This is a genomic window from Acinetobacter sp. M5A5_2a (assembly GCF_053345265.1).
Genome location: NZ_JBKEZV010000014.1, coordinates 13134 through 39248, shown reverse-complemented (window position 1 = coordinate 39248; position 26115 = coordinate 13134). Strand labels below are relative to the sequence as shown.

The following is a 26115-nucleotide window of genomic DNA, read 5'->3' as shown; positions in this document are numbered from 1 at the left end:
TTAATGAAAATGGCCTCTCCATTAGCAAGAAAACGCAAGGAATTAAAGCTGACCGTTGAACAAGTCGCTTTAGGTGTTGGTTGCTCTCCGCCGAACTATTGGCGCATTGAGTCAGGGGAACAGCAACCAAGGAAAAATCTATTGCAAGCAATTATTCGATATTTCGACGGTGCGCTTTCTGAAATGGAAATCCTATTCCCTGAGCAGTTCGCAAGTGAAGAAGATTTCGAAGACCTCACGCAAGAGGAGAAGACAGAATGATTGAAGGTCAAAAATTTGATAGCGAAAAGCCGCGCTTCTCGCTTATTCCAAAAGGTTCGCTTGCGCCTGTAATCAATGTTCTTGAATACGGTGCGCGCAAATATTCCGAAGACAATTGGCGCAAAGTGCCTAATGCAGAAACTCGATATTTCGATGCCGCTCACCGACATTTAAATGCTTGGTGGAATGGGCAAACCCTAGACCCTGAAACAGGTGAATCACATTTAGCGCATACGGTTAGTTGTTTGCTTTTTCTCATTGCATTGGAAAAAGAAGAGATTACATCGCGCCCGATTTGCGGTACTTGCGGATTTGCTTCTTGTCAATGTGCAACGGTCTCTTATGGTGCAGGGGATTTAGGATGAATGCTAATGATTTTAAAGTGGGCGACTTAATAACATATAACGAGTCAGATTTTATTTATAAAATCGATACGCTTACTTCAGATGGGTTACATGCAACAACTGTGCATCCTGTCAAGCGTTGCATAATTGCGCTTTTCGAACATGACAATATTAATCACGCCTCTCCTGAAGAAATAGCAGCAGGCCACCGTATTGATGAAGATGTGGTGCCAGTTTATGCAAATCCTAAATTTGCGTACACCGTTTTATCTGGTGCACAAGTTGGTGCAGTACTTAATGTTACTCAACAAATTGATGACATGGGCGACGATAGCAATTTGCAACACCACCTTTCACCGTTTTGTGAGGTGCGTGACGTATGAGCTATTTCAAGGAATTTGGAAAAACCTTGCTAGCCAATCACTACATGATTGTGCCGATCAAGCAGGGTTTAAAACGTCCTGTCATGGATGGGTGGCAAAACGTTCGGCTTACTGCAAGTGACATACCGCGCTTTGCAAATCAAGGTGTAGGTATCTTAACGGGTCAAGGGCCTTTCCCGCTTAGCGCAGTTGATATCGATGTAACAGACGCAGATTTAGCGCACCAGTTTGCAGAATGGTGCCGTGACAATTTAGGCGTGAGCTGTGAGCGTGTTGGGAATGCACCGAAGATATTACTGGTGTATAGAGCAGAGGATTCTGATTGGGGTAAATCGACTTCGGCGTGGTTTGCCGATCCTGCCGAAGTTGATAAACCTTTTAAAGAAATACATAAGCATCGTATCGAAGTGCTTGGGCGCGGTCAACAATTCGTCGCTTATCACGTGCATCCTGATACAGGCAAGCCTTACGAATGGGTTGATTTTTTCGGTGGCATTTCTGAATTTGCTGCTAATGCCTTGCCGACCGTTACCAAAGAACAGGTCGAAGAAGCAATTCGGGCATTTGAACGTATGGCTGAAGAACACGGCTTTGTTCGGGTTAAAAACAGCAAATCACGTATTGGTGCTTTGACATCTAGCGAACTGGCAGATGAAGAAGATTTATTAATGATGACTACGGCAACAATCGGTTGGTCGTTGGATGATGCAAAAAAATATTTAGAACATATAGACAATGAAGATTATGACACTTGGTTGCGTGTGGGGATGTCTTTACATCATGAGTTTGACGGCAGTGACAATGCTCTCGAATTATGGAATGAATGGAGTTCTACCGCATCGAATTACGTTAGCTTTGAAGAGCTCGAATACCGTTGGGGTACGTTTAACGGTACCGGATCAAGTATCGTCACAGCGCATTGGTTACTTAAGACAGGTCGCGAATCTAAACAGGCAAAAATTAGATTAGAGAAACGGCAGATTCTTGCTGACATCAAAAATCAGATTAATGATTGCCGTGACCAACAAGAGCTTTTGCAAGTTGTCGCCAAAGACGCAGGCAAGGTTGCGGGTAGTGATTTGGCATTGCGTACTGAGCTATCAGGCTTATTACGCCAACGCTTCAAGCAATTAACCAAAATCAGTATTTCAGCGCGTGAAGTAAATATCGCTATGGGCGGTCGCAAAGTGCAGATCGCACTAGACGATGCCCAAAAGCGCCCAATGACTGAATTCGGTAATGCTTCCAGAATGCTAGATGCTTACGGCAATGAAATCATGTTCGTGGCCGAAACAAATACCTGGTACAGATGGAACGGCGTTTATTGGGAATTGTGCGTAAACATGGTCATCGAGCAGTTTGCAAAACAAACTGTTTTGGCTATGGGTGATGAAGCTAAAAAGATTGATGACGACTCGCAACGTGCCGAGTTCTATCAGTTCTGCGCAATGTCTCAAAAAGCGTTCATGGTCAAAAACATGGTGACGCTTGCACAATCCGACCCGCGTGTACTTGTACCGATCAAAGAATTAGACAGTGATATTTACTTGTTGGGCTGTGCAAACGGCGCAGTAGATTTGCGTACGGGCGATTTAGTTAAGCCTAATCAAGAATTGCTAATCACGTATAGCACTGGTGTTGATTACAACCCTAAAGCCAAATGCCCTTTATTTGAAAAGACAGTTCTTGATGCCTTCTATGGCGATGACGAAATGTCTAATTTTTTCCGTCGTTTAATGGGCTACGCGATTTTAGGCAATCCAAAGGAAAACCTTATGGTCATCCCATTCGGTGATGGCTCAAACGGTAAATCAACTGTACTCACAACTATTTTTAAATCGCTTGGTGACTACGCCAAGATGACACCCGCTGAAACTTTCTTAGGTGAAGGCCGCAGTAATGCAGGCGGTGCGCGTGAAGATTTATTGCGATTACGTGGCGCTCGTTTTGTCTATGTCGGTGAACCTGAAGAAAACAAGGAATTAAAAGAAGGCTTGGTTAAATCCATGACGGGCGGGGAATCAATCACGGCACGGGGCCTTTATTCGCGTGTTTCTGTTGAGTTCAAGCCAACGTGGACCGTTGTTATGCCAACGAACCATAAACCAATCATTAAGGGCGGTGACCATGGGATTTGGCGGCGCTTAATGATGATCCCTTTCCAACGTAATTATGACGCTGACAAGGCTCTTGTTAAGGACCCGAACCGATCTGAAAAACTTCAGGCTGAACTTGAAGGTGTTTTAGCTTGGCTTGTGCGTGGTGCACTTGAATATCAGCAAGAAGGTTTGAACGAGCCGAATAAGACGAAACAAGCACGTGACGAATACCGCGATGAAATGGACCTTTTAAAGGACTGGATCAGTGAATGCTGCGAGCTTGGTGATTATCGCGAGTCGTCACAAAACTTGTGGGTGAGTTGGGAAACGTATGCAAAAGCACGTAACGAATTGCGATATATCCCTTCGTCAAGGGCGTTGGCTCGACGTTTAAATAGCAGATTCAAAGTGCAGCGGTCAAACGGCAAAGGGTTTTATCTCGGCCTTCGTGTGTCGGTTCATGCAGATTCGGACTTGTTTGAGGATGAGAACGGAAAGCAGTAGGGGTTGAACACGTAGTTTTTTGCATATTTGCATTTTATTGCGTGTTCGTTGGTAGGTGGCAGTGCGTTAAGTGCGTTAAAAGTGCGTTTTTCCCTTAATCTCTATTTATATATATAGCTATTTAATGAAAAAACAAAGAATTAAGCACTTAACGCACTGCCAAAGACAAAAACGCAGAAATTAACGACTTGGCAGGAGGGGCGCGCATGCCTGTATTGGCTTTTCTCCCTGAATTTGTAGTGAAAGACAAAGTAAAACGCGACTCTACGCCAAAAGTGACAGAGGAAGATGTGAAGAACATTCGCGAATTACATAAATCAGGTCTGTCTTTCCGACAACTTGGGCACAAATACGATATTTCCCATGAAATGTGCAGACGAATCTGCAATGGCTATTGCTATAAGGAGGTCTTCTAATGGCTTTACGTGGAAAACAACAAAGATTTGTAGATGAATATCTGATTGATCGTAACGCAACGCAAGCTGCAATTCGCGCAGGATATTCTGCAAAAACTGCATATTCAATTGGCGAACAGAACTTGAAGAAACTTGAAGTTAAAAAAGCCATTGAAGAGGGCGAAGCGGAACTTGCAGAACGCAACAAGATCACTCAAGACAAGGTATTAAATCGCTTATGGGAAATGGCACAAGCAGACCCTAATGAATTACAGCGTTTTGTACGCGTAAATTGCAGATTTTGTTGGGGAATCGATCACAACTACCAATGGACTACAGGCGAATTTAAAAGAGCAATTGCCCATGCACACGAAACCAATGCCCCAGAACCTAAGTGTGAAGGCGGCTTAGACTTTGATCGTCTCAAAGCGCCAAATCCAGTTTGCCCTGAATGCCGTGGTGAAGGCGTTGGCTATACATATATCGCAGATACCACAAAGGTAAGCCCACAAGCCCGTTTGATCTATGCAGGCGTTAAAGAGACGCAACACGGCATAGAAATCAAGATGCACGACCAACTAGGCGCATTGATTAAAGCAGGTCAGCACATTGGCATGTTTAAAGAGCGTGTAGAGCACAGCAACGACCCAGAGAATCCATTAACTGACCCGAAAGCATCAAGCAAGAAGCTATCCGCACTTGCAAAGCTGATCAAGGCTAAAAAGAAGGTGAAAGGCGATGAATAATTCATTAATCAAAAAGATTGCACTAGAAAACGGCTTTAATTTGAAAAAGCAACTAAACGGTGACTGTGATTTACACCCATATGTTTATGCGTTTGCCAATAAGTTATTGGAGGAAAAGCAAAAAGAAATTGAACATTTACGAATGATTCTATGGTTTGTAAAAGACCATTTCGATATGAACGGCTTAGACAAAGCAATGCCACGTGTCTATGAAAAATTAAAAGATGCAACTACCCACATCGTTAAATCTAGCCACAACACATCATGCACCTATCAATTTGAGCTTGCATTTCTTCACCTGCAAGACACGCCCGAGCTACGCAAAATGTATTGGTCTGCATTAGGCCAATTGCAATTTGATTCTAACGATCAGGTTATTCCACCTGAGCTTGAAGAGTGCCCATGTTGTAAACAGGCAGAGGAGAAACACTAATGAAATATGTTTTTTTAGTAATGGCAGTACTTGCAGCTTTTTGTATCGATTCTAAGTATTCAGGATCGCACAACATAATCCTTTTGATTTTAGTTGCAGTCTTTTCAATTGCAGCGATATCTACCGCTTATATAAATAAATGAGGCGTTCAAATGGATGATAAATACTTCTGGGTTTTCGCTTGCGTTGCAATGATCTGCTACACCTACGCAAAGGTGCATGGTGTGACTTTATGACAAAAAACACCGATGACGAAATCCTTGCACTGCTTGCTGAAATGGATGAATCAGAGATTGAGCAATATTTATTGACGCTCGATGAAGATGAACAAGCGGAAATAGCAAAACTACTTGCCGATGCGCCTATTTGGTTCCCATTAGAAGGCCCGCAAATGGCTGCGTATTTATCACAAGCCGATGTTATTGGCTACGGTGGTGCGGCAGGTGGTGGTAAGACGGATTTAGTCGTTGGTTCATTCTTAACTGTGCATAAACGTAGCTTGGTTGTTCGTCGTGAGAAAGCACAAACAGACGGTATCGTACAGCGTTGTGAAGAAATTCTAGGACATAAGAACGGCTATAACTCGCAAAAATCATTCTGGAATTTAGGCAACGGCCGCTTAATCGAATTTGGTGGGCTTGATAATTTGGGTGACGAGAAGCGTTGGCAAGGTCGTGCTCATGATTTTAAGGCTCTCGATGAAGCTACAGAAATTCGTGAATCTCAAGCGCGCTTTGTAATGGGGTGGAATCGTTCATCTGACCCAACAATCAAATCTAAATGTCTAATGACCTTCAACCCACCAACTACAGCAGAAGGGCGTTGGGTAATTGATTACTTTGCACCTTGGATTAAAAAGGGCCATCCGAACCCTGCAAAGCCGGGTGAATTACGTTACTTCGCAATGGTGAAAGGCAAAGAACAGGAAGTTGAAAGCAATAAGCAGTTTGTACTTATCGATGATCAGATCGTTTATGACTTTGACCCAAAAGATTACAAGCCTGAACACATCATCACACCTAAGTCACGCACGTTCATTCCTGCACGTGTCACTGATAACAAGTACTACATGGAGACAGGTTACATGAGCACATTACAAGCATTACCTGAGCCTTTACGATCTCAAATGTTATATGGCGACTTCGGTGCAGGTATTGAAGATGACCCATGGCAAGTTATCCCGACCGCATGGGTAGAAGCAGCACAAGCACGGTGGAAGCCAGAAGATGAAATGCGCCTAATGTACAAGGGTGTATTCCCAATGGATTCATACGGCTTAGACGTTGCGCGTGGCGGTAAGGACAACACCCTTGGTTATGCTCGTCACGGCTTTTGGTATAACCGTGCAAATGTACTTGAAGGCATTCAGTCTAAAGATGGACCTGCAAGCGCATCCTTTGCCGTATCACATGTGCGTGATGGTGCGCCAATTCATGTTGATATCATCGGTGTTGGTGCAAGTACATACGATTTCTTAAAACAATCAGGCATGCATGTCATTCCCGTTGATGTTCGTAACGCTGCAAATTCTTTCGACCGATCTGGTCGCTTAACCTTCTTCAACCTTCGATCACAGCTTTGGTGGCAATTCCGTGAAGCATTAGACCCTGCATACGGAAGCACAGTTGCTTTGCCGCCAGAACCTGAACTTTTAGCCGACTTAACTGCTCCGCGTTGGGGCTTGCAAGGCGCAAATATCAAAGTCGAATCCCGTGAAGAGATTGTTAAGCGTATTGGTCGCAGTCCTGACTATGGCTCTGCAATTATCAATGCGCAAATCGATACACCTAAACGTCAAGTCATGCAAGCAATTCATGGTTCAAGTGCAAGACGTGATTACGATCCTTACGCGTAGTGTCAACAGGAAACGGGGCCTTGTGCATTTCACAAAAGCATAATGTTGGAAAAGACAACCTTGATTGGAGTTTAGCAATGTGCAGTAGCGATTTTTTATTTGGCGGTAATGCCGTACTAGACAAGACGGCTAAGTTGTTTGGTATGGATGCCAAAAAGGCAGACATACAAGCACCGCCTAAACAGCCAGTACGTCAGGATGCTAAATCACCAGACGCATCGGCAACAATTGACCGTGTTCAGAATGCACAAAATTCAATGTCAGGTGGTATTGCAAACACGCTGTACACCGACCCAACTGGTGTTGATGACGAGAATTTGCGCTTAGGTAAAAAGACACTATTAGGCACAGGTGGTAGTTAATATGCGTGAAGAAGATATCATTGCGCTGAAAAAAAGGTTCGATGCTGTTTGGCAAAATCGTGTCACAGATCAAGATGATTATTGTGCCGAACTTGCATTGCACGTTTTACCCGTAGCTATCAAAACGATTAAGAATCAAGAAAAGCACGACCGTTCGGCTTGGTCAAAGATCGTTGATAACACAGGTAAAGATTCTTTAAAAACCCTTGCTGCGGGCATGGTATCGGGTACGTGCTCACCCAGTCGCAAGTGGTTCACATTGCAAGCGGCTGATGAACAATTACAAAAAGATATTGAGGTAAAACAATGGCTTAAAGCTTTAGAAGATGCTTGTTATGTAGCATTTTCTAAAAGTAATACCTATCGAACTATTCACCATATTTACATGCAGGAAGGTGCGTTTGGTATCGGTGCAGCCTTGGTACCTGATCACGGTGCTAATTCCAAAGCGGCATTGATGGACCAAATCCCAATGACGTTTGGTGAATTTGCAATTACCACTGATGAGTTTAATAAACCTAACGGTGTATATCGCAAGTTCAAATTGACCACGGTCAATATGGTCAAACAGTTTGGCATTAATAAAGTTTCCGACTCAGTGAAAAGTGCTTATGACAATAAGAACTACGAACAAGAGTTTGAAGTTCAGCATGCGATTTATGAGCGTGAAAATGCGAAAGGTCACGGCCCTAAAAACATGCCATTTGCATCCATCTACTTTGAACCAAATGCAAATGAAAAGTTACTACGCGAAAGCGGCATGATGAGCTTTCAGGTCATTTGTGGCCGTTGGACTGTTTCAAGTAGTGATGTCTATGGTGAAGGTCCTGCAAGTGATTGTATTGGCGATTTACGCGCTTTACAGAAAGGGCATCAACAAATTGCGGTTGGGGTTGATTATCAAGTTCGCCCACCAATGCTTTTACCTGATTATCTAAAAGGTCAAGAGCGGGAAACATTGCCAAACGGTATTGCTTTCTATCAAGCTTCTCCGTCTTCACAAGTTGCGCAAGTTCAGCAGATGCTGAATGTTCAATTCGATTTAAATGGTGTTATGGCTTTAATCGCCCAATGCCAAGAGCGTGTTAAACGTGCATTTCACACTGATCTATTCATGATGCTTGATGCTTTTGATAAGGGCAAAATGACTGCAACAGAAGTATATGAGCGCAAATCAGAAAAGATGCTGATGCTTGGCCCTGTTGTTGAACGCCAAATCGATGAGTTATTACGTCCACTTGTAGAAATCTGTGTTCAGCGCGTTCTATCAACTAATGCTTATCTTCGCCAGATTGCACCTGCTGCAATTCAAAACGCCAATGTCGAAATCAATTTCGTTTCAATTCTCGCACTTGCACAAAAGTCTTCAGGTTCGGCAATTCTTGAACGTGCTTTAGCTATGGTTGGGCAGGTGGCGCAAATTAATACTGAAGTTATGGATAAGTTTGATACAGATAAGTTCATGGATGAATACATGGATATTAACGGCGTATCGCCAAATGTATTTAGACCACAACGTATTGTTGATCAAATTCGTACTCAACGTGCACAGCAACAACAAATGGCACAAGAGCAAGCACTAGCAGCGCAACAAGCACAAACACAAAACGCCAATGCAAATACGCTTAAAACCGTAGGTGATACCAATGTTGAAACGGTATCTGATTTATTTATGGGCGGTGGTGCATGAGTGAATTAGATAAGAAAGTAGACGAAAACAAACGTAAGCGTGACCAGGAACTAAATGACCTGCGAACCATTCTTGCCACTGAACAAGGTAAACGTTTTTTAATGCGCCTGCTCAACAGAGCAAACCTACTACAACCAACTTACGGTTCAGGTGCAAATACAAACGATTTCGCTTTTTTTGAAGGTCGTAGAGAGTTTGGTCTCTACATTCTCGGTGAAATCACACAAGCAAATACAGACGCATGGTTAGACATGCAAAAACAACATTTTGACGAACTTAAAGAGAAGGTGAGCCATGAGCGAAGTAACGACTACGACAGCAACTGATACCGCATCTACTACCACAACTGCGGCACCTGCTGATACAGCAACCACAACCACAACAACAGATACAGCGACTACGCCTGTAACTACAGAAACAACAACGGTTGAAACTACGCCTAGCGATACTACTACTGACACAACTGAAGATACTCAAGAAGTATTGTTAGGAGGTGAACAGCCGCCTGCTGAGCAACAGGTTCAATACACTGATTTTCAAATGCCTGAAGGTTTTACGTTAAATCCTGAAGATCAAACTGTACTTCATGAACTTGGTCAGCAATTCAAAATGCCGCAAGAAGCTGTGCAAAAACTTGTGGATTTAGGTGTTCAAATGCAGCAACGACAAGTTCAAGAGCAATTGAAAACCGTTGCTTCATGGGTTGATGCAGCTAAGGCAGACAAAGAGTATGGTGGGGAAAATCTTCAAAAGAACCTGTTGACAGCGCAGCGTGCCTTCAGCTTACCGCGTGGCGACAAAATCTCTAATATTCTTCATAAGAGCGGACTAGGTAATCATCCTGATGTTATTGGCTTTATGACTGAAGTAGGCAAGTTGTTAGAACCTGACACTATTACTACTGGTCAAGGAACCAATACCGCAGGTGCCACACTCGGCAAAATTTTGTATGGCGATAAATAACTTACAGAGGGCTAATTATGTCAGTAATCGCACAAGTACAACCAACCTTAATGGATCTCGCCGCACGTTACGGGCAAACGCGTGAAAGTGCGATTATTGAGATTCTAAAAGCAAGCAATGAAATGCTTGAAGATATGGTTTGGGTTGAAGCAAACGACGGTACAGGACACAAAACAACAATTCGTACAGGCCTACCAAAAGGCGCATGGCGATTGTTGAACTATGGTGTTCCTTCTGAGAAATCATCTACAGCACAAATTCGTGATACTTGCGGTCTACTTGAGTCATATGCTGAAGTAGATAAAGAAGAATACGACATGCAAACAGACCCTCAAGAGTGGCGCGCAAGTGAAGACTCTTCATTCATTGAAGGTATGTCACAAACAATGGGCGAAACCATCTTGTATGGTAACTCTCGTGATACTCCCGCTGCATTTACAGGTTTTTCACCACGCTTTAATGACATTGCTCAAACCAATCCTGCAAATAAACGAAATATTCTTGATGCAGGTGGTACAGGTAATAACAACACTTCAATTTGGGTTGTCATTTGGCATAAAGATACTGTGCACGGTATTTATCCACGCGGTACCAAAGCAGGTATTCAAGTTCAAAACTTGGGTGAGGTAACCAAAGATGATGGAGGCGGGTTAATGCATCAAGTGCTGCGCTCGCACTATAAATGGAATGCAGGCGTAACAGTACGTGATTGGCGTGCATTGGTGCGTATTGCAAACATTGATGTAACAGCTCTCACAAAAGATGCAAGCGCAGGTGCAGACTTGTTTGATTTGTTGGCTCAAGCTGCTGAGTTGTTACCACATAAAGCATCTGGGCGTGTTGCTATTTATGCAAACCGAACAATCTCTTCTTTCTTACGTCGTCAAAGCGTAAAAGGTTCTAACGTCCGTATTACTACTGAAGAACAAGGCGGTCGTTCAGTTACTAAGTTTGACGGCATCCCTATTCGTCGTGTTGATGCAATTTTAAACACTGAATCACGTGTGGTTTAAGGAGTAGTTATGCTTATTGATAAATTATTGGTGATGTCGCTTGATCAGGCAATTACTGTCACAGCGGCATCTACGGACACACTTGATTTGCAGAAGGCATCAACAAGTGTAAATCGTTTGCCTGTTTTGGTACGTGGTAAAAACTTAGCTCCAACTACGGCAACCATCACTGTGCAACTTCAACAATCAAGCGATAACAGCACTTGGGAAACTATTGAGACTTCTCGCGCTTATACAGGTGCTGAGCTTAATTCAGGTGTTATTGCAGAAGTAGTACTACCTGTAAAACCTAAACGTTACGTGCGTTTGAACTATTCGGTTGGTAGCGGACCTTTTACGGCGGGAACAGTGTTTTCACACATTTCTGATAGTCGTGATGTTAACGCTGCTTATCCAGTTTATGCAGGGGCTTAATAATGGAATTGGAATACAAGCGAGTTCGAGCGAATCAAAAAGGCTTCTTTAACGACCGTTTAATTCAAGAAGGTGAAGTTTTTTCTGTGCCTGAAGAAGAAACTGCACTTTGGTTTGATGATGTAGAGCCAAAACAGGCTGATTCTAACAATCCTTTTTCACGTTTGAATAAGGAAGCTTTGATTCAAGCCGCTTTAGATAAGGGCATTCAATTAGATGGCTCTGAGACAAAAGCACAAATCATTGAGCTTCTATTAGCTGAATAATTAAATAAGGCCCGTATTAGTACGGGCTTTTACCTCACAAAGCAAACGTAGCTAAAGGTGCACAAAATGTCTGAAGAACAAATTGAACAACAAATTCAAGAGAAAGATTTAACAGCTCCACGCATTACACCTTCTCACATTGATTCAAAAGTTAAGCAAGTTTATTACCATTCGCCTTTAGCAGCCATTGATCCTGAACAGGCAATGGATGAAAAGACGTATCAAACATTACGTTGTTTAACATTTTGCACAATCGTTATGGAAAACGGTTTTACGGTTACAGGTGAAAGCGCGTGCGCAAGTCCTGAAAACTTTGACCCATTCATCGGCAAAGAAATTGCCTACAAAAATGCTCGCGAAAAAATTTGGCAGCTTGAAGGGTACTTGTTGAAAGAAAAACTTTATCAAGCTGATTTAGACAAACAGTTCTAAAGCAGGATAAACCCATGAGATCAATCGTTGATCTTTGCAATTTGGCCTTGTCGCACCTCGCACAAGGCTATGTTGTAAATGAACTAACCGAACCGACAAAACCCGCAAATCTGTGTAATACATATTACCCAATTTGCCGACGCGAATTACTTGATAACGAACATCAGTGGACCTTTGCAGTTAAACGTGTTCGCTTGAATATTGATGCGGGTTATGAGTTTGGCACAGCTTATGTTTTGCCTAGTGACAAGGTACGATTATTTCAGCTTGAGTCTGGTGCACGATTTTATGTTGAAGGGAACCATTTGTTTACGGATGATCCTGCGCCAGTCTTACGTTATGTGCATGATGTAAAAGATTTGGCTTTAATGCCTGACTCTTTCAAGCTCGCTTTGTCATATCTATTAGCAGGTCGTATCGCAGGGCCATTAACGCAAAACGAGCAAAAACAGTTAGCAATGATGCAACTGCATGAAATCAAAAAGAATGAAGCAATTTTTATTGATCTTCAACAGCATCGAATTGAAAAACGTCCTGAGCATGTAGGCTCAATGTTTGAGGCACGATAATAATGCAATTTTCATTTAATGGTGGCGTGATATCCCCTGATATGTTTGGTCGTATTGATCAAGCGAAATATCAGACAGGTGTAGCTAAATGCAAAAACTTCTATGTTGAATTGTTTGGCGGCCTGACATATCGAGCGGGTTTTCGTTACGTTCACCATTATGAGAAATCATTAGGCAAGATGCGCCTTATTCCATTTATATTTAGTGAAGAACAAACAGTTGTTCTGGCAATCCGTGCCGGTGCGGTAAATTTCTTTGCTGATGGCGGGATGTTACTTGATGGTAATGATGCACCTTTAGAAATTGTTGTGCCTTATGCTGAACAGCATTTAATGCAACTCCGATATGCACAATCTGCTGACGTTATCACAATCACACACCCAGACTATCCACCACGTAAAATCATTCGTAAAGGTGCAACAGAATGGACAACTGAAGTTGTTACTGTTGGGTATGGTTTAGATGCACCTCAAAATTTAAATGGTACTGTAAACAAACCAAATGACACGGGTTATATCGAACGTGATTATGTGTATCAAGTTACAGCTGTAAATGATGAAAATGAATCACAAGCATCGGCTAAATCACCAGTACTAAAAAATGATTTAACTTTATCAGGCAATACCAATGTTTTGACATGGGATGCCGTAGAAGGGGCAACACGTTATAACGTTTTTAAACTCCGCTCAGGTTTAGCTTCATTTATTGGTGAAACGACTGAATTGAGTTTTACGGATGATTACATTGAAACCAATGGAGCCATTACACCACCTTTAATTCGTAACCCTTTTGAGTTCTATCCAACAGCCGTTGGGTATTTTGGGCAACGTAAAGTTTACGGCGGTGGCTATAAATCCCCTCAATGGTTGCGGATGTCACGTACAGCAACGGATGATAATTTTGGTTATCACATTCCGCTTCAAGATACGGACTCAATTCAAATACGTTTTGCGGCTCGCGATGGTAACGGTGTAAAACATCTTGTTCCAATGAGCGATTTAATGATTCTTACAAGCAGTGCTGTTTGGCGGCTTTCTTCAGATGGGGCAGTTACTGCGGCAAGTGTAAGCGTAAATAAACAGTCTTCCGAAGGTGCAAATGATGTAACACCTGTTGAAGTTGGAGGTGCTGCGGTCTTTGCTTCAGATCAAACGGGGCATGTTCATGAAATTTCACTTGCTAGATCGTACACCGTTTCTTATCAGACTTTAGATTTATCTATTATGTGCCCTCAATTATTTGATGAACATAAAATAATAGATTGTGCTTTGTTGCGTAAGCCTATGAGTATTATATATTTTGTTCGTGATGATGGGGTTTTATTGTCTCTTACATACGAACCGCAACAACAAGTATGGGCTTGGGCAGAGCATGAAACAGAGGGCAAGTTTTTATCTGTTGCGGCAATTCCTGAAGAAAATCAAACAGTTCTGTATGCATTAATTGAGCGTAATGGTTTTTATACGATCGAACGTATGCTTACTAGACAGCCATTAGATATGCAGGATAAATGCCATTTAGATGGAAGTTTTCATTATAAAGGGGCGGCAGTAACGTCATTGTCTGGTTTAGATTGGCTTGAAGGTCAGACAGTATCTGTTTTCGCTGACGGTGGTGTAAAACCACCTGTTAAAGTTGTGAACGGAACAATCCAATTATCCCGTGAATTATCTAACGTTTGGATTGGTTTACCCTATGAAGCTGAAATGCAGACATTACCTGTACTTAATCAACAAACTAATCCAATAAAACCAAAAGTAGTAAATAATGCATTTTTAAGGGTGCTTGGCACCCAAAATATTTTAGTAGGTTTTAATCAAGATAGTTTACAGCCTACAGCAATAACTGAATATAAACCGCGCAGCCGTGAACCTTACGGCAGACCATTAGATTTAATTGACGGTATTGTTGAAGTTCCTGTTGCCAGTACATTCGAGCGAGACGTTCAAATCACGGTAAAACATGATAAACCTTTACCTATGAAGTTATTGGCCTTAGAGGTTGAAATTAAATGAGACGAAATAATATTGAGATTCGCAAACCGACTGAACGCGACATTCGTATTCTCGTTGAAAATTTACGCCCTGCGGATCAAGAAGAGTTAAAAGCATATTTTAGTGATAACTATGATTGGATCGTTAAAACCTGTGTGAAGGGTTCGCGTGATGCATGGTCTGTTGTTGTAAATGGTAAGTTGCTTTTCATTTGTGGTGTTGGGCTTACAAGCTTAATTGGTAATGTTGGTTGTCCTTGGTTACTTGGTACCACACACATTAAGAAATACCCAATTGAGTTTGTGAAGCAAAGCCGCAGTATTTTACGAGAGATGCTTGCAAATTATGACGCTCTTAAAAATCATGTTTACATCAAAAATGATGCAGCAATACGATTTTTAAAACACCTAGGTTTTTCTATTAAAGAACCTGTAGTTCATGGGGCTAACGGTGAGTTATTTCATCCGTTTAGTATTACGGTGGCATCATGATGGGTGGAATGGGCGGCGGCGGTGGAGGTGGCGGCGGTCAAATGGGTGGGGGTAATCTCTACCAAGCCATTGCAACCGCTGCGGTAAAAGGTGGAACAACCTATTTAAAATTAAAGGCTCTTAAACAGTCTTTAGAACAACAAGCTGAATTGGCAGGGGCTAACGCTACACTTGCTGATATTCAAGCGCGTGATGCTATCGATGATGGCCGTAATACTGTCACTGACTTTCAGCGTAATTTATCAGGTTTTAAATCAAGCCAAATTAATGCGCTTGCTGAAAATGGTATTGACGTAACACAAGGCTCTGCAATTGATTTACTAGCAAGCACGGAAATGCTTGCGCAAGGTGATATCGACACCATTAAATACAATGCAGCCATGAAGTCATGGGGGCATCGTGTTCAAGAGACGAATTATATTAATCAGAAAAATTCTCTTGAAGCTCAAGCTAAATCTGTACGTCCGCGTTTAAATGCTGAACTTGCTGCTATGGACCAATTTGCATCTTCATTAATGGGTGGTGGCTCAGGTAGCCCTATGCAGGGTGGTGACTCTTTAACAATGTCACAGCCAACAACAGGTTCGTATAACAGCAATAGTAATTTTTCGATGTCACTGTATGGCAATGAGCAAGGCGCATCGTGGCAGAACTACAATTGGAATTGGATGGGAGCATCTTAAATGCGTATACCTCAGTTTACTTCTCAAGTCGCTGAAGGCGATATGCCCAATGTACAGATCAGCGGCGGGGTCACACCTGGTCAAGCCGTTGACATGGTCGGCAGTCAAGTAGACGGTTTTGCTAATCTAGCAAATACATTTGCCAATAAATATAAAGAATATCAAGACGAAAACGACCGTGTGCGCGTGATTGATGCGCAGAACAAACTTTCTGAATTACGTTTGCACTTGGAAAACAACGACACGGACGGCTACATTAAGAAAAAAGGCGGTGAAGTTGTTAGCTTTGATGATGGTGAAGGTGGAAGCTTTGTTGATTATTACTCACGGGCTTATCAAGATGGTGCAGGGGAAATCGCAAGTAAACTAAGCAATGGCCGACAACGCGCCATGTTTCAACAAGTGGCCGCACGTGATTCACTACAATTCAAAGGCACGTTGCAAAATTACTTTGTGCGGGAAAATGATGTATACCAAAATAGTGTGTACTCATCCTCTGCTGAAAGGTTTGTTCGTGAGATAAATGAAAACCCTGCCGACTTTGAAAAGATCGATGAAAGCCGCGCAAACTTAAAGGCATCCTTGGGTAAGCTAATGGCGCTCAACGGTAAGTCAGGAACAGAAGCGGATAACATGTACTTGAAATCAATTTCAGGTGCGCACCTTAACAACTTAAATGCCTTCATCCAGAATGGTGAATTAAAAGCCGCGGCGACTTATAAAAAGAAATATGGTGATGAGATATCACTTGCTGATGATTATGCAATTAATAAAAGAATCCATGAAAAATTAGAAGAACAGCAAATTGAACTTCTGGTTAACAAGGTTACAACTGGAACGCAAGATTATAGTAATCCTGCTTTAAATGCCCCGCCTCAAGCATCCGCTGCGATTGCCAAAGAGTTAAAAGCTTTGGCTCCTGAGCAGATGAAGAGCATTAAATATAACGATCAGCGTTTGGATGTTTACACAGTTCATGCAGCAAAAGAAAAAGGCATGGAATGGGCGGCACCTTTATTATTGGCTATTCGATTGTCTGGTGAAAAATCTAATAACAATGCAGTATCTCCGAAGGGTGCAAAGTCAGTAATGCAATTTATGCCCGAAACTTGGAAACAATACAGCAATAATGGCAAAAGGGATATTAATAATCCTGCCGACACAATCGATGCAGCATTAGATTTTATTTCTGATATCAGCAAAAAATACAATACAAAAGACCCGATGGTTTTAGCGGCTTACTATAATGGTGGGGGCAATGCCGCAACTGCTGTTTTAAAAGGTCAACAACCTCCTGCATCGGAAACACGTAATTATATTCAGCGCGTTGATAAATGGTTATCTGATGATATGGGGCAATACAGCAAGCAGCCCGCAAAAACTCGTCAGCAAGCTTATGATGAAATATGGAATAGCGATGCACCTCTTGAAGTTAAGCAAAAGGCATTAACTGCAACTGATCGATACTATGGTAGTTTAGATAAAGCTAAAGAGGAGCGCCAAAATAAAGAATATGACACGTTATTCAAAGGCATTACTTCAGGTGAGTTTACATTTGACCAAATTCCTGCGGGCAGTATTACCGCTTTAGAACCAAACCAGATTAATAGTCTAAGAGCTGTTAGTAAGTCGATATATACTAAGGACATTAAAACAGACCCTGTTGTTTTAAGCATGATCATGCTGAATAAGGATGAGCTTTTAAAAGGTAAGCCTCAATCGGTATTGCATCAGTATGCTGATAAATTATCACCAACAGATTATAAGGAAGTGACTAAGTTATACGCAGACGTTAACGGTTTAAAGACCGCAAAAGCTAAAGACGAAAAAACTTTTTTAGTTAATGATTCAACAATTTCTAGTGCCTTAAAACCCTATTTAGGCATGATTGGCATTACAAGCACTACGGATAAAAAACAGCTTGAACACTACAATGCCGTTAAAACCGATTTGATGCAAACATTGCGAGAAGCTGAAGCCAAAAATGGCGGTCATTTAAATTGGGATCAAGTGAACCGTGTAGTTCTTAAAAACATTAACAACCAAGTGCGTGTTACAACTTCACGTCCTTTCTTTGATGATAAAGTAGAATTGAATCGCGTATATGCTCAAGTCAAAAGTAAAGCTGACATTTCTGAATCAATGAAAGAAAAAATTGATAACATATTTAAAAAGCAGGGTAGAAATCCTAACAATGTAACGGATTCAGAATATATCAATGCTTATTATACTTTCATGAGACGGAAATTTTAAAAATGCATAAAATCGTACTTGGGTCTTTTTTGTCAATAATTACAGCTTCTGCAATTTCCGCAGAAGCACCATTACAACCCTATCCAACAGTATTAAGTAAACTTCCGCAACAAGAACTTGGACAAGTTATTTTAAAATTCATGCCTGATAAAAATATAAATAGAATTGGGTGGGACTATAAAGCAAATGATACTTCAATCGTTTGGCTAGATAATTCATATCAAGAAATTGATAATGGAGACGGCACTTTTGAATCAAGTCGAAAGGGTGTTGCACGTATTAATGTGAATGGAGTTAAAAGCACATACTTAAAGCAAAGGGTTTATGAATTACCTTGGTCAATAATGATGAAGGGTGAAAGAGGTAAATTCGGGGTTAATTCTGTGAATTTTTACCCTGCCACTGCATCCAGAGAAAATGAAAATGTGTGCTTTGGTGAGGTATATGGAAACTGTGATTTTAAACCTTTTAAATCCCTCGATCGATCGAAAATAACATATAAAAAACTTTGTGAAAAAATTGATAATGGAATAAATTTTAAAATTGCCTATCTACTTTCTAATAAAGGCAAACAAGATACTTTTGCAATTTGGTCATCAAGCGGCGGTTCAGGCGGTTCGTGGACTGAATTTGAACTTTATTACAATACAAATAAAAATGAAGTGTGCAAGGTTGTTGCGGATTACTATTAAAGGGAAGCCATGAAAATTTTAAAAGTAATATTAGTACTTCAGTTTGTGTTGTTATTTATTTTAATCGGGTTTCTTTATTCTATGAATAAACGAATTAATAACCTTGAATCAGAAATAAATACGGACCCTGAACCTATTCAAGCAACTATTTCAGAAGATGAAATTGAAACCTTAAAAAATAAGGTTTATGAAAACTCGAAAGAGATAGAGTCTCTAAATTCCAATCAAGGATTATTAAGGGAAGATCACGACCACTTGCAACGGTATCTCTGTCAGGTAAATAACATCTGCGTCTAGTTGTTCTGTCAACAGCAAACGGCAGTCTAACCAATAACAGCATTTAAGATTACAAATAACCGTAGTCTTAAGTGCTTTTATTATGTCTGATCAAAATACAAATCTGACAATTGGTCAATTATTCGAATTAAACCAAGGCAAGAACCCAACGCAAATTGCAGATACAGAAGCCCATGCGCGTAAAGCTGCTAAGTCACTTGGTTTAGATTATGACAAGATGACAGAAACACCTGAGCAAGTTGTATCTGTTGCGGACGAGATCAACACTCAGAAACGTGTGAATGACGTTGTCGCAAGCGATCCCGTACTTGGTAAATATGCACTTAATCCAAATCAAGCTGCTGTTTCTTTAGATGACTTTGAAAATTTAAAGGGGATAAGTGACAGTGTCTCTTTGCTTGGCTCGAGTCTCACAAAGCCATATCAAAGTGTTTTTTATCAAGACATTCAAAACGTTTTGAGTAAAGGTGCTTCACCAGAACAAAAACAGAAACTAAAAGAAATGGGTTTGTATGAAGACCCACAAAAGCAAATCAAGCCGAACGTTAATACCAATTTAATTGATTCGTTCAGTTCAACCTTGGTACCACAAACATCGGACCAAGTTTTCAAAGAACATTACGACCGTATTAAAAAGACTGCGGGGGTAATGTCTGCTGAACGATTCAAAAAGTATTATGAAAATCAAGTTTATTGGATGGAACATACTGCAAGTGCTGAGCCTGTAAGCCCTCAAGAGCAAGGCAACCGTTATGTTAATGCTGCATTCCGTGCGGTGGCTGCTATCGGTCAGACCGAAGGCGCAGTCATCAATGCCACAACTGGAAACGATAGCTTACTTAATTTAGCAACACGCGTAAAAAATAGAGCTGCACCATCGCAAGAAATGTCACAAGCCCTTTATCAAGCGCAACTTGCAGCACAAACAAATGATGCGGGCGTATTGGGTGCGGCCCAAGAATTGATAAGTAATGCTGATGCAGGCTTGGTTGGTGAATTTTTAATTGAACAAGCGCCACCTGCTTTAGCCGGGTATATAGCAGGTTCAGGGGTAGGCGGTGTTTTAACCAATTCCCTTGTTCGCAATACCGCTAGATATGCCCCATTGGTTATGAACTTGGAAAAGACCGCTAAATTAGTGCGCGGTGTTACAGCGGCGGGAAATGCTGCACAAGGCGCATTAGGTGCTGGCACTGCCGATGCTCTTGTGTCCTACGGCCAAAACATGGCAGAAGCCCGTGAAAAGTTTTTAACGCGAGAAGAGCAAATTGATTATGCAGCTGCAAAAACTTGGGGCTCTGCAAAATATTCTGCCTTAGGCGGAGCATTAATGCCTGTAACTTTTGGCGGTCCTTTGCGTACTGTTGGCGGTCAAGCTGTCATTCAATCGGCGGCAGGCATGTATTCTGTGCAAGGTGCTGCCGATGCTGTTGGAGAAAAAGCCGACCCTGTAGAAATGGCATTAGAAGGTTTGTTAGAAGTGGCAACGGCTGCGCCTGAAGTGGCAATTACATCTGCGGCCAAAGTTAAAAACCAACGTACAGCACAATTTGCACTAGACCAATTACGACAAGATCAGCAAGAAGATGCTGTGCGTTCAAGCACCTTTGCATCTGTATTAAACAACCTGATTGATCGTAACAAGGAAAGTAAAACAGCACAGCGTGATGATTCTGCAAGCCAAGCATTTATTAAGCAAGCGGTCGAAGAACACGGCGCGGTTGATGAGGTCTATATAGACGGTCAGACTTTCAACCAGTTATTACGTGACCGCAATATTGAGCCGACAGATTTATTTGAACGTGCACCAAGTTTACAGGACCAGTTGGGCACAGCGGAAACATTTAACGGCACTGTGCAAATACCAGTGAATGAGTTTGTTTCTGCAATGTCTGTTGTTGAGCGCCCGTCAGATTTTGTTGAAAACGTGCGTTCTGATCCGAACATGCCAACATACCGTGAAGCCCAAGAGAACCTTGCAAAAACTACAGAACAAATGCAGCAAGAAGCTGATGTGTTTATGTCTGAGCAAGCGCGCTTTGAAAATGCTGAAGATGCGAAAGAATTAGTAGCAACAGAAGTGCAAAAACAGTTGGCTAACCTTGGAACGTTTACAGCTAAATATAATCGCGCTGCGGGCGAATTAACTTCTGCGTTTTACTCTACCTTGGGCGATAAGCTTGGGATCAGTGCAAAAGATGCTTTTGACCGTTACCCAATCCGTATTGCTGATGAGCCGACCGCAGATAAAGGAACCTCATTTAATCAAAGTGCTACACCTGAACAAACAATTTCAATTGATGATTTTGTTAAGGGCATTAAAAAACAATATGGAATTGAATTAGGTCTAAAAGGCAGTCCATCAAGTAACGTTCTTTCATTGCATAAAATCGTTGTACCTGAAGCTGTCCGTAATCAGGGCACTGGTACTAAAGCAATGCAAGATATTCTGAATTATGCTGACTCTCAAAATAAGACGATTGCACTTACTCCAAGTTCTGATTTTGGGGGCAATAAAAACAGACTAACTAATTTTTATAAAAATCTCGGCTTTGTTGAAAACAAGGGCCGTAATAAAGACTTTGAAATTTCAGAAAGTATGTACCGTTCACCAAATGGCCGTAAATACAATCAAGCAAACGGCGGTACACGCGGCTCTATTACGTTCAGCATTGGGCAAGATGGTTCTACAATTGTTCTAAGTAAAAATGCTGACTTTTCAACTTTTGTGCATGAGCTTGGGCATCACTTCTTAGAAATGAATATGCAAATTGCATTAAGTCCTGATGCACCTGCACAAGTCCGTGCTGATATGGAAACAGTGATGAAATGGGCATCGCCAGAAACAACCGATTTGGGTGAGTGGGATTTTTTCACTGATGCTGAAAAAACCGAAGTTCATGAAAAATTTGCAGAAACGTTTGAGCAATACGTCTTTACGGGCAAAGCTCCAAGCGCGTCATTAAAACAAGTTTTCAACCGCTTCAGACAATTTATGATTGCTGTGTACCGGAACATTGAAAAGTTTATGGGCATCAATGACCGTGCAGAATTGAATGCTGATATTACAGGCGTAATGGACCGTATGCTTGCATCATCAAGCGCCATTGCTGAAGCACAAGCTGCTTCAAATCTCGAAATGCTTATTCATCAAGATGATGCAATGCGTCTTGGTATTTCGCCAAAAGATTATGACGAAATGCGCCAAGATCATGAAATCGCTACAGAATTATCTATAAATACTTTAGAGCAAAAATCTCTGCGCAATATGGTTTGGTACCAAAAGCAGAAGTCTAAGTATATGAAAACATTGCAAAAAGAAGCAGATAAAAAACGGGCCGCGGTTCGTGAAGACATGGCTAAGGAAATTGCGCAACAACCTGTTTATCAAGCTATGGCCTTTTTACGTCAACCGCTTGACCCAGTTGCTAAACGTGATTCAACCAAGGTTGAGCCAAGTCAAGATAATCTTTTTGAAGCTATTGCTAAGTTCGGCGGGCTTGATGCCAATGAAGTAGAAAGCACTTGGGGCATTGATGAAGCGGCAAAAACAAAATCAGGTGTGGGCAATAAACCCGTTGTGCGTTCTTCAAAGTCAAAAGTAAGAGGCCTGTCAATCGAATCGATGGCTGAGAAGCTTAGCGAAGAAGGGTATTTAACTTTAGATGAACATGGCAAATTTGATACACGTGAACTTGAAGATAAGTTTGCAGATCAATTAAGGGGCATTAATCAATACTCAAATCAAGTTGATCCTGAGCTTTTAGATTATTCGCAAGATATGGATTTACTGCAACGTTATGCAGAAGGGCGAACGACTAAGGGTAAGTTGTCACTTGATTGGATTGAAGCTAAATATGGTCGTGACAGCGAAATTTACCAAAGCATTTCTAAAGGTGCATACGGATTTGCACAGCGTGGTGGTGAGAACCCCGATGTCGTTGCTGAGATGTTCGGTTATGAAAGCGGTGACGCTTTAATTCGTGACTTACTCAATTCACCAAGTCCTAAGCAAAAAATTGATGAGCTCACCGATGCGCGCATGGCTGTGCAATATTCTGAATTCTATGATCAACAAAGCATTGTTGAAGCAGTTGAAGCAGCATTACACAATGATGTTCGCGCTCGTATGTTATCAGCTGAAATGGCGGCATTAAACGGCTTACTTGGTCGTAAGTCTGCTTTGAATGAAGCAGCAAAAACAGTTGCCCAAGACATTGTGCAACGCCAAAGAATTAAAGACATTCGACCACATGTTCGTGCGCAAGATGATGCCCGTTTAGGGCGTATGGCGAATGATGCTTTCCGTAGAGGTGAGACAGTCGAAGCGGCTCGCCACAAGCGTAATCAGTTGGTACAGTTCTATGCGACCAAATACAGCTATGACACAAAAGATCAGGTTCAAAAACACTTAGACTTAGTAAAAAAGATTTTTGGCAATAACGAGAAATTATCTAAAAACCGTGATTTTGATTTTGTGACTGCTGCCCGCGGCATTTTAGGTAAATACGACTTAGGTCGTGAATCTACAAATTACGAGCATCAATTAGAATTGATTCGTAAGTATGACCCGACCACGTATGCTGAAATCCAAAACATCGGTGCATTGCCTGAAAACCAAAGCTACCGTGAATTAACGCTTGAGCAATTCAATGCGGTAATGGCTGCGGTCGAAACACTGTGGCATCGATCTAAGGAAAACAAAATTTGGCATACAACCAATGAAGCCTTTGAACGTGAACAGGTCCGTGAAGAACTCATACAGCAATCGGGCGGTAAAAAAAGTATTGAGAAAATTCAGCGTGATTTATTAGGTAAAGATAAAACTGCTGAACTCAAAGCTAAATTCATGGAATTGGGTGCATCTGCAAAACGTGTTGACCAGGTGGTAACGTGGTTAGACGGCGGGCCAACAGGTAAATTCCGAGATTATTTAATTAACCCTATGCAAGATGCTTTGGCTAAATACCGTATTGAAAAGGCCAAAATGCTTGAAGACGTTGTAAAAACGTTTGAAGACTTTGGCAAACTCGATAATTCAAAAATTGCTGCACCTGAATTGAATAACTTTACCTTTGTAGGCAAACAATCATTACTACATGCGATTTTGCATACAGGCAACATGAGCAACAAAGAGCGCTTAGTTTTGGGTTATGGATGGGGCGAACGTTTAGAATATGGCTCTGTTGATTTCAGCGCGTGGGATAAATTCTTTAGCCGGATGATTACCGAAGGTGTGATTACCAAAAAAGATATGGATACTATCCAAAAGCTATGGAATCTATTTGACCGCTACAAAGAGCAAGCGCAAATCACACATAAGAAAATTAACGGTCGCTATTTTGATGAATTGCCACGTACACCAGTGAGCACACCATTCGGAGAATATGAAGGCGGCTATGTGCCTGCTGCTTATGATCGTATTCGCTCAAATGAACAAGACCGTATTCAAGATAAAAACTTAGCTGAAAATAATCTACAGGCTTTAGATATTGCAACGACTGGCGCGAACTTCACAAAGTCACGTGCAGATCGTTACCACGATCAGCTTGAACTTGATATGTCACGCTTGCCTAGCCATTTAGATAAAGAGCTGCGTTACATTCATCTTGAATTACAGATTCGCCAAGTTGGGCGCTTAATGCTGAATAAAGATTTTAGAAATGAAATTGAGCGTGTATTGCCGTTCGGTGTGAAGCAAATCTTTAACCCTTGGCTTAAAGCTATCGCCAGTCAGACAGTCGATGAAAGCTCAGGTGTAAGCTTGCTAGACAATATTTTCCGTGTGTTGCGTCGTAATACTGGTATTGCAATTATGGCGGGTAACTTGAAAAACGCTATTGAGCAATTCACAGGTTTTACGCAAGTTGCTGTTGCGGTACCACCTAAGCAGTTACTAAAATCGCAGGCGCATTACTTTACTTCTGTGGCAACGCGTGAAGACATGGCAAATAACATCATGGAAATGTCAGACTTCATGAAAACCCGCTTTGACCGCGCAGCTGATGAATACCGATATGCCGTAGACGAAATTGTTTTTCAAAAAGGTGCAATTCAAACAGTAAAAGATTTCACTATGAAGCACGCGTATGTCTTACAGACAACTATACAAAAGCCGATGGAAATAATTTCTTGGCAAGCGGCCTTTAACCATTACACAGAGCAGGGCATGGGGCAATATGATGCTGTACACGCAGCCGATGCGGTAATTCGTCAATTCATGACTGATATGTCACCAGAAGGTATATCTAATTTAGAACGCGGTACGCCTGCAAAACGAATGTTTTTAATGTTTTACAACTGGTTCAATATGATTTGGAATACGACAAGCTCAGAAGCTAAGCTAGCACTTGAAGCAAGCAACGGTTCATGGGTGCAAGCTTCACCACGTTTAGCGTATGTGGCCTTAATGATGATTTCCATTCCTTCAATTTTATCTGAACTGCTAAGCATTATTTTTGCAGGCGGTCTGCAAGATGACGATAAGGACGATAATAAATGGGATGACTTATCTTCAAAACTTGTGCTTTCACAAATTAAGATGCTTGCAGCTTTTGTACCTTATGCAGGTAATGTACTGAACGCTGCAATTAGTAATACTGACGATAATGTTATCAATGACCGATATACAGCTTCACCAGTGTTCAGCATGGGTGAAAGCGGACTTTCATTAATTCAGCATGCAAAACGTGCATTGAGTGAAGACAAGGAAGTAAACCAAGGTAAAGCAGCTAAGGACATGCTGAACACAGCTACGCTTGCAACAGGCATTCCATTTGCTGTTTTAGGTAAACCGTTTGGTTATTGGCTTGCAATTGCACAAGGCAAGAAAGAAGCACCAGAAAGCATTTACGATGCCACCCGTGGAACTATTACGGGGAAACATGCACCTGAAGAGTAGAAGAAAGTCAAATATCATTTTCCATTATAAAACAATTGCTTGATTTATTATTTAAATTTACTCTGTAATTTGAAA

General features: G+C 41.5%; 24 protein-coding genes. All 24 read left to right on the top strand.

Annotated features, from left to right (window positions below):
- Positions 1–9: 9 nt before the first annotated feature.
- The 24 genes from ACLBWE_RS17445 (at position 10) to ACLBWE_RS17330 (ending at position 26040) form a co-directional block, all read left to right on the top strand.
- Positions 10–261 carry a helix-turn-helix transcriptional regulator gene (locus tag ACLBWE_RS17445; protein WP_447604109.1) on the top strand — a complete coding sequence of 84 codons (252 nt, stop codon included), beginning with the start codon at positions 10–12 and terminating at the stop codon, positions 259–261.
- The gene (locus ACLBWE_RS17440) at positions 258–626 is read left to right on the top strand and encodes a dATP/dGTP diphosphohydrolase domain-containing protein (RefSeq protein WP_447604108.1); all 369 of its coding nucleotides are present in this window, start codon (positions 258–260) and stop codon (positions 624–626) included. The genes ACLBWE_RS17445 and ACLBWE_RS17440 overlap by 4 nt, the downstream gene beginning before the upstream one ends.
- On the top strand, positions 623–988 hold the full coding sequence (locus tag ACLBWE_RS17435) for a hypothetical protein (RefSeq protein WP_447604107.1): 366 nt from the start codon (positions 623–625) through the stop codon (positions 986–988). Before ACLBWE_RS17440 ends, ACLBWE_RS17435 begins: the two co-directional genes overlap by 4 nt.
- Complete coding sequence (locus ACLBWE_RS17430) at positions 985–3591, top strand: phage/plasmid primase, P4 family (RefSeq protein WP_447604106.1); 2607 nt, start codon at positions 985–987, stop codon at positions 3589–3591. The genes ACLBWE_RS17435 and ACLBWE_RS17430 overlap by 4 nt, the downstream gene beginning before the upstream one ends.
- Before the next feature lie 206 nt (positions 3592–3797).
- Positions 3798–4007 carry a hypothetical protein gene (locus ACLBWE_RS17425; RefSeq protein ID WP_447604105.1) on the top strand — a complete coding sequence of 70 codons (210 nt, stop codon included), beginning with the start codon at positions 3798–3800 and terminating at the stop codon, positions 4005–4007.
- Positions 4007–4732 (top strand): terminase small subunit, encoded by a 726-nt coding sequence (locus tag ACLBWE_RS17420; protein ID WP_447604104.1) that lies wholly within the window; start codon positions 4007–4009, stop codon positions 4730–4732. The genes ACLBWE_RS17425 and ACLBWE_RS17420 overlap by 1 nt, the downstream gene beginning before the upstream one ends.
- Entirely contained in the window at positions 4725–5165 is a 441-nt protein-coding gene (locus ACLBWE_RS17415; protein WP_447604103.1) for a hypothetical protein, read from the top strand. Before ACLBWE_RS17420 ends, ACLBWE_RS17415 begins: the two co-directional genes overlap by 8 nt.
- Positions 5166–5397: 232 nt before the next feature.
- Positions 5398–7020 carry a terminase gene (locus ACLBWE_RS17410; protein ID WP_447604102.1) on the top strand — a complete coding sequence of 541 codons (1623 nt, stop codon included), beginning with the start codon at positions 5398–5400 and terminating at the stop codon, positions 7018–7020.
- A gap of 77 nt (positions 7021–7097) precedes the next feature.
- The gene (locus ACLBWE_RS17405) at positions 7098–7382 is read left to right on the top strand and encodes a hypothetical protein (protein ID WP_032055979.1); all 285 of its coding nucleotides are present in this window, start codon (positions 7098–7100) and stop codon (positions 7380–7382) included.
- A gap of 1 nt (position 7383) precedes the next feature.
- Positions 7384–9072, top strand: a complete 1689-nt coding sequence (locus ACLBWE_RS17400; RefSeq protein WP_447604101.1) for a portal protein — start codon at positions 7384–7386, stop codon at positions 9070–9072.
- Positions 9069–9398 carry a Bbp19 family protein gene (locus tag ACLBWE_RS17395; RefSeq protein ID WP_032055975.1) on the top strand — a complete coding sequence of 110 codons (330 nt, stop codon included), beginning with the start codon at positions 9069–9071 and terminating at the stop codon, positions 9396–9398. The genes ACLBWE_RS17400 and ACLBWE_RS17395 overlap by 4 nt, the downstream gene beginning before the upstream one ends.
- A complete protein-coding gene (locus ACLBWE_RS17390) occupies positions 9367–10035 on the top strand; it encodes a hypothetical protein (protein ID WP_447604100.1) in 669 nt (222 codons plus the stop codon). Before ACLBWE_RS17395 ends, ACLBWE_RS17390 begins: the two co-directional genes overlap by 32 nt.
- Before the next feature lie 17 nt (positions 10036–10052).
- Positions 10053–11048: a major capsid protein gene (locus ACLBWE_RS17385; protein WP_447604099.1), complete on the top strand. Its 996-nt coding sequence runs from the start codon at positions 10053–10055 to the stop codon at positions 11046–11048.
- Between the two features lie 9 nt (positions 11049–11057).
- A complete protein-coding gene (locus ACLBWE_RS17380; protein ID WP_447604098.1) occupies positions 11058–11462 on the top strand; it encodes a Bbp16 family capsid cement protein in 405 nt (134 codons plus the stop codon).
- Between the two features lie 2 nt (positions 11463–11464).
- The gene (locus tag ACLBWE_RS17375) at positions 11465–11728 is read left to right on the top strand and encodes a hypothetical protein (protein WP_447604097.1); all 264 of its coding nucleotides are present in this window, start codon (positions 11465–11467) and stop codon (positions 11726–11728) included.
- Positions 11729–11794: 66 nt separating this feature from the next.
- Positions 11795–12160: a Gp49 family protein gene (locus ACLBWE_RS17370; protein WP_447604096.1), complete on the top strand. Its 366-nt coding sequence runs from the start codon at positions 11795–11797 to the stop codon at positions 12158–12160.
- Between the two features lie 14 nt (positions 12161–12174).
- Positions 12175–12729 (top strand): hypothetical protein, encoded by a 555-nt coding sequence (locus ACLBWE_RS17365; RefSeq protein ID WP_447604095.1) that lies wholly within the window; start codon positions 12175–12177, stop codon positions 12727–12729.
- A gap of 2 nt (positions 12730–12731) precedes the next feature.
- A complete protein-coding gene (locus tag ACLBWE_RS17360) occupies positions 12732–14744 on the top strand; it encodes a hypothetical protein (RefSeq protein WP_447604094.1) in 2013 nt (670 codons plus the stop codon).
- Positions 14741–15214, top strand: a complete 474-nt coding sequence (locus tag ACLBWE_RS17355; RefSeq protein WP_447604093.1) for a phage protein Gp13 family protein — start codon at positions 14741–14743, stop codon at positions 15212–15214. The genes ACLBWE_RS17360 and ACLBWE_RS17355 overlap by 4 nt, the downstream gene beginning before the upstream one ends.
- Positions 15211–15897: a hypothetical protein gene (locus ACLBWE_RS17350; RefSeq protein WP_447604092.1), complete on the top strand. Its 687-nt coding sequence runs from the start codon at positions 15211–15213 to the stop codon at positions 15895–15897. Before ACLBWE_RS17355 ends, ACLBWE_RS17350 begins: the two co-directional genes overlap by 4 nt.
- Positions 15898–18150 (top strand): transglycosylase SLT domain-containing protein, encoded by a 2253-nt coding sequence (locus ACLBWE_RS17345; protein WP_447604091.1) that lies wholly within the window; start codon positions 15898–15900, stop codon positions 18148–18150. It begins immediately after the preceding gene.
- Positions 18151–18152: 2 nt separating this feature from the next.
- A complete protein-coding gene (locus ACLBWE_RS17340; RefSeq protein ID WP_447604090.1) occupies positions 18153–18842 on the top strand; it encodes a hypothetical protein in 690 nt (229 codons plus the stop codon).
- Positions 18843–18851: 9 nt separating this feature from the next.
- Positions 18852–19139, top strand: coding sequence for a hypothetical protein (locus ACLBWE_RS17335; RefSeq protein ID WP_447604089.1), 288 nt, complete (start codon positions 18852–18854; stop codon positions 19137–19139).
- Positions 19140–19221: 82 nt separating this feature from the next.
- The gene (locus tag ACLBWE_RS17330) at positions 19222–26040 is read left to right on the top strand and encodes a GNAT family N-acetyltransferase (RefSeq protein ID WP_447604088.1); all 6819 of its coding nucleotides are present in this window, start codon (positions 19222–19224) and stop codon (positions 26038–26040) included.
- Positions 26041–26115: the final 75 nt, after the last annotated feature.